The sequence below is a fragment of the Candidatus Stygibacter australis genome (genome assembly GCA_030765845.1).
In the GTDB taxonomy this organism is placed as follows: domain Bacteria; phylum Cloacimonadota; class Cloacimonadia; order Cloacimonadales; family TCS61; genus Stygibacter; species Stygibacter australis.
This window is the reverse complement of the sequence record JAVCDJ010000097.1, coordinates 1-7,846: the sequence shown is the minus strand read 5'-3', so window position 1 is coordinate 7,846 and position 7,846 is coordinate 1. Positions and strand designations below refer to the sequence as shown.

At 38.7% G+C, this 7,846-nt stretch carries 8 protein-coding genes; 7 read left to right on the top strand and 1 reads right to left on the bottom strand.

All coding sequences use genetic code 11. The features are described from left to right. Positions 1 to 239: hypothetical protein (locus RAO94_05335; protein MDP8321752.1), on the bottom strand; the 239-nt coding region annotated here is incomplete at its 3' end. Between the two features lie 300 nt (positions 240 to 539). On the opposite strand from RAO94_05335, the gene ribE reads away from it, so the two are divergent. The 7 genes from ribE to RAO94_05300 all read left to right on the top strand — a co-directional run. Beyond that, positions 540 to 1,001 carry a 6,7-dimethyl-8-ribityllumazine synthase gene (gene ribE, locus RAO94_05330; GenBank protein MDP8321751.1) on the top strand — a complete coding sequence of 154 codons (462 nt, stop codon included), beginning with the start codon at positions 540 to 542 and terminating at the stop codon, positions 999 to 1,001. Next, on the top strand, positions 1,002 to 1,472 hold the full coding sequence (gene nusB, locus RAO94_05325) for a transcription antitermination factor NusB (GenBank protein MDP8321750.1): 471 nt from the start codon (positions 1,002 to 1,004) through the stop codon (positions 1,470 to 1,472). Positions 1,473 to 1,474: 2 nt separating this feature from the next. Further along, a complete protein-coding gene (locus RAO94_05320) occupies positions 1,475 to 2,371 on the top strand; it encodes a glycosyltransferase (GenBank protein ID MDP8321749.1) in 897 nt (298 codons plus the stop codon). Positions 2,372 to 2,373: 2 nt separating this feature from the next. Next, positions 2,374 to 3,456, top strand: coding sequence for a radical SAM/SPASM domain-containing protein (locus tag RAO94_05315; protein MDP8321748.1), 1,083 nt, complete (start codon positions 2,374 to 2,376; stop codon positions 3,454 to 3,456). A gap of 10 nt (positions 3,457 to 3,466) precedes the next feature. Continuing rightward, positions 3,467 to 4,900 carry a PQQ-binding-like beta-propeller repeat protein gene (locus RAO94_05310; protein MDP8321747.1) on the top strand — a complete coding sequence of 478 codons (1,434 nt, stop codon included), beginning with the start codon at positions 3,467 to 3,469 and terminating at the stop codon, positions 4,898 to 4,900. 13 nt (positions 4,901 to 4,913) lie between these two features. Further along, positions 4,914 to 7,565: a valine--tRNA ligase gene (locus RAO94_05305; protein ID MDP8321746.1), complete on the top strand. Its 2,652-nt coding sequence runs from the start codon at positions 4,914 to 4,916 to the stop codon at positions 7,563 to 7,565. 12 nt (positions 7,566 to 7,577) lie between these two features. Beyond that, positions 7,578 to 7,846: DUF1232 domain-containing protein (locus RAO94_05300; protein ID MDP8321745.1), on the top strand; the 269-nt coding region annotated here is incomplete at its 3' end.

Sequence of the window (7,846 nt, the reverse complement as noted above, 5' to 3'; positions counted from 1 at the left end):
TTCATCATGCTGAACCGGTAGTTATGGCTGGTGACAGTTATAGAATGAAGGGCAAAATTAACTGAAAATCTGTACCAGTTACGAGTGCCAAAACTGTACCAATTTAAAATGCCATTGACATTATTCGACAGTTTGGCATTATCAGGGTTATTTTCGATGAGCCAACCCACCATCAGCACCTTATTAGCATAGCATAGGCAGCCTATTAGTATCTTACGAGTAACAAAGGAGTATCTCAACTGGGCTACCAAGGGGTTGCCTATTGTTTACCCGGTTATTACTTGAGGTCTGGGAATATTGGAATACTATATCAGAAAAGGTGTCGAAACGGCTGGTGAGATGTGCGGGTGAAATTACAGAAGAAAAAGACTTCAGGACAAATTTTAGTTGAAAGTTCAAGCAGATGATACTGCACACATATACACAGTAAATGTAGTCCGAAAGTATTGCAATGTAATATAACTCAAAAATATCTTGCCTGTTAGAAAACGATAATATTAATGACTTTGGATAATATTATAAGTATTCAGGAGGTGATTATGAGAACCCTGGAAGGAAAATTAATCAGTAGTGGCGGTCGCTATGCGATTATAGTGAGTCGTTTTAATGAGCTGATAAACAGTAAGCTTCTTGGTGGAGCAAAGGATTGTCTTTTGCGTCATGGTGTTAAGGATGAAGAAATAGATGTTATCTGGGTACCGGGATCATTTGAGATACCACTGGTGGCAGATAAGTTATGCGCCAAAGATTATATAGCTGTGATAGCACTGGGAGCAGTGATTCGTGGGGCAACTCCTCATTTTAATTATGTAAGTGCCGAAGTTAGTAAAGGCGTAGCCCAGGTATCACTTAAGCATGGCAAACCGGTTATTTTTGGAGTATTGACAACTGATACGATAGAGCAGGCAATAGAGCGTGCAGGAACCAAGTCAGGAAACAAGGGATGGGATTCAGCCATTTCAGCACTTGAGATGGTAAACCTTTTGAAGGAAATAAAATAGATGGGATTAAGACGTAAGAGTCGAGAGATAGCATTTAAGGTATTATATAGTCTGGAATACACGGAAACCAATGAGGTGCTGGGACATCTGGAACTGCTGGAATATTATCCTGATAAGCTTAAGGAATTGATGGATGATTTTGATAGACCACCAGATAAGCGAGTTGCTGAATTTGCGGAATTCCTGATCCGGAATACTATTCTGCATGAGGAAGAAATAGACAGACTTATTGAGCAGTATTCAAAGAACTGGAGTTTAGACAGACTCGCTGTTACGGATAAATCTCTGCTCAGAATGGGAATATTTGAGATATTATTTACTGAAACACCTGCAGCTATCATTATGGATGAAGTGATCGAGATTGCCAAACGGTTTTGCTCAGAGAGTTCCAGCAAGTTTATCAATGGCGTTTTAAATGCAGCGGCAAATTACGGTGAGAATTCAAAAGGTGAAGAGAAAGAGGATTTGTAGAAATGGGGCAGATACATTGTGAAATAGGGCTTATTGTATATAACGAAGCGGAGAATATTGGCAGGCTTTTGCAGGCAATAGAGCAGCAGGAGCTTAAGCAGGTAGTTATAGACCGCATAATCGTTGTATCCAGTGCCTGTCATGATGGTACAGATGATATTGTTCGCGAGAAGATGAAGCTCAATGACCGGATAGAATTGATCACAGAAGCAGAGCGGAATGGTAAGTCAGCAGCTATCAATAAATTTCTAGCAGCAGCAAAGAGCGAGATATTGATCGTGGAAAGCGGGGATACTTTACCGGCAAAAGATACTATTGAAAAGCTGGTGAGTGCTTTTTCTGATAAACAGGTGGGAGCAACTGGAGGCAGACCGGTACCCGAAAATAAACGCAGAGGGATAACAGGTCATCTGGTTCATATCCTCTGGGAGATGCATCATTTGATGGCAAAGGAATCACCTAAACTGGGAGAAATGATAGCCTTTCGCAATATATTTCCGGCAATACCATCTCATAGTGCAGTAGATGAAGCCAGTATTGAAGCGATAATACTGGAGCATGACCTTAAATTGCAGTATGTGGGAGATGCTGTTGTATATAATAAAGGACCGGAAAAACTGAGTGAATATATAAGTCAGCGCAGGCGTATTGCCAGCGGACATTTGTGGTTGAAAGAAAATCAGCAGTATAACGTAGCTTCACAGGATTCTGGTTTGCTGTTCAAAATAATGAAAAAGCAATTTATAGACAGACCAGGAGAATGGTTTTATCTGATATTATCTATGAAAGTAGAGATATTATGCCGTTTTCTGGGCTGGTGGGACTTGAAAGTATTAAAAAAGAATCCCTTTAAATGGGATATAGCAGCTACAAGCAAAAATATAAAAAGAGAAATATAAAAATGTTGGAAATATTACCTAAGATATTAAAGTATAAACTGGCTTATTCATTGGGTGGGCATTGTCCCATGCCCATGAATTACACGATCAGTCTGCTGTATACCTGCAATTCGCGTTGCAGTACCTGTAATATATATAATAAAAAAGCAAAGAATCTTACCTTATCCGAATACAAGGAGATTTTTAAACATTTAGGTAAATCACCTTACTGGATAACTTTCAGTGGGGGAGAGCCATTTTTACGAACTGATATAGATGAAATCTGCCAGGCAGTATATAAGCAATGCAGACCGGCGATTATTAATATTCCTACAAATGGGATCCTAACTGAATTGATAGTTGAGAAAGTGCAAAAGATTACCAGTTCATGTCCCAGGACACAATTTGTGATAAATTTATCAATAGATGGAATAGGAGAGCAGCACGACAAAATCAGAAACGTGGAAGGTAATTACGAGAAAGTGCTGGCTACCTATTATGGATTAAAAGAATTGAAGGCAAAGAATCTTTCCATTGGTATTCACTCAGTTATCTCTACCTTGAATGTAGCTGATTTTCATAGTATAGCGAGTGAATTGATCCAGTTAAAACCTGATTCTTATATCACTGAGATTGCAGAAGAACGGGTGGAGCTTGATACAATGGGTTCTGATATCACTCCGGATATGGTATCTTATAAAGCAGCTATAGATTTTTTGATCCATCGCATCAAAAATGGGAAGTATAAGGGAATAGGTAAGATAACAGAAGCTTTCAGAATAGAATATTATCAATTGGTAAAATTGATAATGCGCGATCAGAAGCAGGTAATCCCCTGTTATTCCGGGGTCACTTCTGCTCAGATCTCACCAGATGGAGATATCTGGAGCTGCTGTATCAAGGCAAGATCAATGGGAAACCTGCGTGAAAATGATTATAATTTCAGACGTATCTGGAATAATCATAATGCTATACTGGAACGCAGATCAATAAAAAATATGGAATGCTGGTGTCCTTTGGCAAATGCCGGATACACAAATATGCTGATGAATATACCCATTCTGATGCGGGTATTCATTCGCAGTTTTATTAAATGGTATAATTGAAGAGGAATACATGATCAAGATATTTGATAGTTCAGATAATTTCCTGAGTAATTATATCTATCTGGATCATTTTCCAGGTCAACCCAGGAATATGATGCTAATGCTGAAACATCACTCTGAAGATAGTTTTGCTAATCAGATGCTGGAAAAACTATTGAGCGAGATAATTGAACTTGACCTTGATAATTTGCCGGAAGATAAGATCATTCCTGCCTTACAACGTTTCTTCGTTGAGATCAATTGGCGTCTTTATTCATTATTTGGTCAAAGACCTGATCTTGAACGGGGAATATCCTTATTTCTGTGTGTAATGGAATCAGATCGGATGTATTTTGTTCAATTTGGCAGATATTTCATAGGTTTATTAGATAAGTCAGAATTCAAAGAAATCGGACGAAAATGGGAAAATCTGACAATGACATCTCGTGAAGATCTGATGCTTTTAGGATCAAGAGATATGGATATCGCAGTAAAAGTTGAGCAGGTAACAATTCCCGAAAGCAGTTATTTTCTTGTGATGGATAGCGTTGCAGCTATGCGTCTGCAGGATCTGGGACTTCATTTTTTAAGTATTAATGAGCATATTGGTCAATTGAAAGAAGCAGATAAATTTGGGTATATAATTCTCAAAAACTGGGAACAGAAAGCATCAAGTAATACACCCTGGCGTCGTCGAAAGCGAGTAAATAGGACTGCAACCATTTTATTGCTCGTGATCATATTAAGCGCTGCTTATGTATATTATGGTAAAAACTTGATTGATGATCTTTTCAGCAGACTCAAATTTACTCGTAATGAGTTCACCCGAAATGACCTAAAGGAACAATTCTTTTTACTCCAGGAGCAGGCTCAGGATCTATTGAATGAGCTGGCAAATGAAGATATGAATATTGCCATTTTCCCGCAGCAGAAAATTGTGATGGAAGCTGACTGGGAAATGACAATCGCAAATAAATTCAGCAGTAATACATGCTTTGATTATCGGGGTGTTTATGCTGCCAGTGACAGATCTTTGTATCAGATAGATAAAAGGAATGCAGAGATCAAATGGGAAAAGAGTTTTGATTCCAAAGTAGAGGTGCTGCGATTGGTGGATGCCAATCGCATTCTGGTTTCACTTGCTGACGGAAGATTGATCAGCCTAAATCGGGATGATGGCAAACAGATATGGGAAGAGAATTATCAGATATCCGGAGAACATAACTCTCAGAAGGGAGTTTGTCTGATCAACCTTAATCAGTATCGCCAATTAGATGACAGTGTGTTTTTGATCTATAAAGATAAAAGACTCACATTATCTCAGGTAAGAAGTGGTGAAGTGATTGCGGAAATTGTAAATGATGCAAAAATTGATAATATCAGTGAATATGATATTCTGGATAAGTGCATCTATATCACTGCCGGTAATAAGTTAAAAAAAATAAATATAAAAGTAATGACTTGAGGAATATATAATTATGGATATAAAAAAACAATATGAACCCCAGGAGATAGAAAAAAAGTGGTATGACCACTGGATAGAGAAAGGATATTTTACCCCGAAGATAGATAAGACTAAAAAGCCTTATACAATATTGATCCCGCCACCTAACGTTACAGGACATTTGCATATGGGACATGTTCTCAATAATACGATTCAGGATGTAATGATACGCTATAAGCGTATGACAGGAGTTCCTACATTATGGCTGCCCGGTGTAGATCATGCTGGGATAGCGACTCAGAACGTGGTAGAGAAGGCACTTGCGAAAGAAGGTAAAACCCGACACGATATTGGCAGAGAAGAGCTTCTGGAAAGGATCTGGGCCTGGAAGCATGCCAAAGGTGGAAGGATAATTCAGCAGCTTAAAAAGCTGGGAGCTTCCTGCGATTGGACACGTGAACGCTTTACGATGGATGAGCAATTATCTGATTCAGTGAAAGAAGTATTTATCAGTCTTTATGAAAAAGGTTTGATCTATAAAGGCAAGAGGATAATCAACTGGTGTCCCCGCTGCGTTACTGCTCTGGCTAACGATGAAGTTGAGCACGAAGATGAAGCAGGAAAATTATGGGAGATCAAATATCCAGTAAAAGATAGTGGTACTTATATATCTGTGGAAACAACCAGACCGGAGACAATGCTGGGAGATACTGCAGTTGCTGTAAATCCAGCTGATGACCGATATAAAGAAATGATTGGGAAAACATTGATCTTACCTTTAATGAATAAAGAAATACCTGTAATCGCTGACGACTACGTGGATATAGAATTCGGTTCTGGATGCGTTAAGATTACTCCTGCTCATGATCCTAATGATTTTGAGGTAGGGCAGAGGCATGGTCTAGAGCAGATACTGGTAATTGATGAGCATGGCTTTATGAATGAGAATGCACCTGAGAAATATCAGGGTATGGATAGATATCAATGCAGGAAAGCAATTTTAGAAGATCTTAAGGATTTAGGTCTTCTGGGCAATATAAAGGAACATCAGCACGCTGTGGGACATTGTTACCGGTGTGATACAGCAATCGAACCTTACCTTTCTGACCAGTGGTTTGTTAAGATGAAGCCTATGGCAGAAAAAGCTATTGAGGTAGTAAAAAATGGACAGGTAAAATTCCAGCCGGAACGCTGGATAAAAGTCTATCTGCACTGGATGGAAAACATACGAGACTGGTGTATCTCACGTCAGATCTGGTGGGGACACAGGATCCCGGCCTATTACTGTGAATCTTGCGGTAAGATGTTGATAGCAAAGGAAATGCCTGAAACTTGTCCAGATTGCCGTAATCATGAATTTAAGCAGGATGAAGATGTACTGGATACCTGGTTCAGCAGTTGGCTTTGGCCCTTCAGTACATTAGGCTGGCCAAATGAAACTGAAGACCTGAATTACTTTTTACCTACTAATCTGCTGGTGACAGCTCCTGGGATTATTTACCTGTGGGTAGCCAGGATGATCATGAGTACACTGGAATTCAGAGGAGTGATTCCGTTTGACACGGTTTTGCTTCATGGTATGGTCTTAGATGAAACTGGTAGAAAGATGTCAAAAAGTCTTGGTAATTCACCTGACCCGATTGATATTATCGATAGTATTGGTGCTGACGCTTTACGCTTTTCGATGATCTATAATACACCCAAGGGTCAAGACAGTTATTATAGTGAAAATATTCTGGAAACGGGGCGTAATTTTGCCAATAAAATCTGGAATGCTTTCAGATATATCATGATGAATGTAGAGAATATCGAAGGCAGTTTGAAAGAATCTGAATTGGAAATGGAACTGGCAGATAAATGGATATATAGTAGATTGCAGCAGACAATTGCCAAAGCAGAATATTACTATGAAAATATCAGATTAAATGATGCTGCCCTCTTGATCCAGGAGTTTATTTGGAAGGAATTTTGCAGCTGGTATCTGGAATTATCTAAGGAGCGCATGTATAATGAGGATAATCCCATAAGGCAAATGACAGTGAAATATATTCTGCTTGATGTTTTGCAGAATTCCATGCGCCTTTTACAACCATTGATGCCGTTTATTGCTGAGGAAATCTGGGATAATCTCAAAAACTGGGTTACGGATCTGGAAGAATCAGTTGTGATTGCCAGTTTCCCCACAAGCGATCATACTAAGATTGATAAAAATATAGAAGCTGAGATGGCAATGATCCAGGAATCAATCACAGTGATCAGGAATTTGCGGAAGCAGGTTAATCTGCCCCCGAAGACACAGGTAAAAATCAGCATTAAGACAGCAACTGATAATCAGGATAAATTACTGAACGAGAATCTTAATTATTTCAGTAAACTGGCAAATGTGGTTGAAATTGAAACCGGAAAAGAAATGCCCAAACCTGAGGGTGCATTAGCCGATGTTGTTATGGGAATGGAGATATATCTGCCTTTGAGCGGATTGATCGATGTGAAAGCAGAACAGCAGCGTCTACAAAAGCAGATAGATAAACTGGAAATAGAATTACGGAAGATAAACGGTAAATTGCAAAATGAAAAGTTCATCAGCAGCGCTCCGGAAAATATCGTTGCAAAAGAGAAAGAGAAGTATAATGAAGTTAAGACCAAATATGATAAGACGTTGGAGCTTTTAAACGGGTTAAATTGACAGGAGGATAAAATGACAGAAGAAAAAAATGAACAGGCTCAGGAAATCATTGTAGAAATCAATGAAGATTGTAAGAAAACAGATGATATTTATGATAATCTTCGCAAAAAAGTGAATACCTTCAGAAAAGATAAATTTCAAGGAAAGTATGGCGAATTGATCGATTATCTTTTACTATTACCTGATTTTATGGCTCTGATGGTGAGACTTGCTAAAGATAAACGAGTTCAATCTACACAGAAATTAATGATTGGTGGGATAATTCTCTATGTGATCTCTCC

Bases quoted from the DNA above. Each gene is read 5' to 3' on its own strand.
- ribE (MDP8321751.1), top strand. From the start codon at position 540: ATGAGAACCCTGGAAGGAAAATTAATCAGTAGTGGCGGTCGCTATGCG.
- nusB (MDP8321750.1), top strand. From the start codon at position 1,002: ATGGGATTAAGACGTAAGAGTCGAGAGATAGCATTTAAGGTATTATAT.
- RAO94_05320 (MDP8321749.1), top strand. From the start codon at position 1,475: ATGGGGCAGATACATTGTGAAATAGGGCTTATTGTATATAACGAAGCG.
- RAO94_05315 (MDP8321748.1), top strand. From the start codon at position 2,374: ATGTTGGAAATATTACCTAAGATATTAAAGTATAAACTGGCTTATTCA.
- RAO94_05310 (MDP8321747.1), top strand. From the start codon at position 3,467: ATGATCAAGATATTTGATAGTTCAGATAATTTCCTGAGTAATTATATC.
- RAO94_05305 (MDP8321746.1), top strand. From the start codon at position 4,914: ATGGATATAAAAAAACAATATGAACCCCAGGAGATAGAAAAAAAGTGG.